Below are 548 nucleotides of genomic sequence, written 5' to 3'. Positions count from 1 at the left end.
GCTCTGGACGCCGAGATCGACGGCAAGAAACTCACCGACCTGGAACTGTTCGACATGTTCCTGCTCATGATGCTGGCGGGGCTCGACACCGTCCAGAGCGTGCTCGCGCAGTCGATGGTCTACCTCGCTCAGCACCCGGAACAATGGGACGCGATGTTCGAGACGCCGGAAAGTCTCGAGCCCGCGATCGAGGAACTGCTCCGCTGGGCGGCGCCTGCCGTGCCGACACGTACCGTCGTCCACGATTCGGTCGACGTCGCAGGCATCACGCTCACCAAGGGTGAGCGCGTGCACTTCCCGCTCGCCGTGGCAAACCGTGATCCGCAGTACTACCCGCAGCCCGACGAGGTGAAGTTCGACCGCGAGGCCAAGCCGCACCTGGCGTTCGGGCTCGGCCCGCACCGCTGCGTCGGCCTGCACCTGGCCCGGCTCGAGCTGAAGATCGCGTTCACCGAATTGCGGCGCAGGATGCCCAAATTCGAACTCGTTGCCGGCGTCGAACCACACGAACATCTCGGCCTCGCGTGGGGAGTCGAGAACGTCCACCT

General features: G+C 65.3%; 1 protein-coding gene. It reads left to right on the top strand.

Annotated elements, in window-relative coordinates; all coding sequences use genetic code 11:
• The coding region (locus tag MLGJGCBP_RS51185; protein WP_160098715.1) for a cytochrome P450 at positions 1–548 on the top strand (548 nt) is incomplete at both ends.

It is taken from the genome of Rhodococcus sp. T7 (assembly GCF_009872365.1).
Classification (GTDB): Bacteria; Actinomycetota; Actinomycetes; order Mycobacteriales; family Mycobacteriaceae; genus Rhodococcus_F.
The sequence above is the reverse complement of the archived record's forward strand: the minus strand, read 5'-3'. Positions and strand labels throughout refer to the sequence as shown.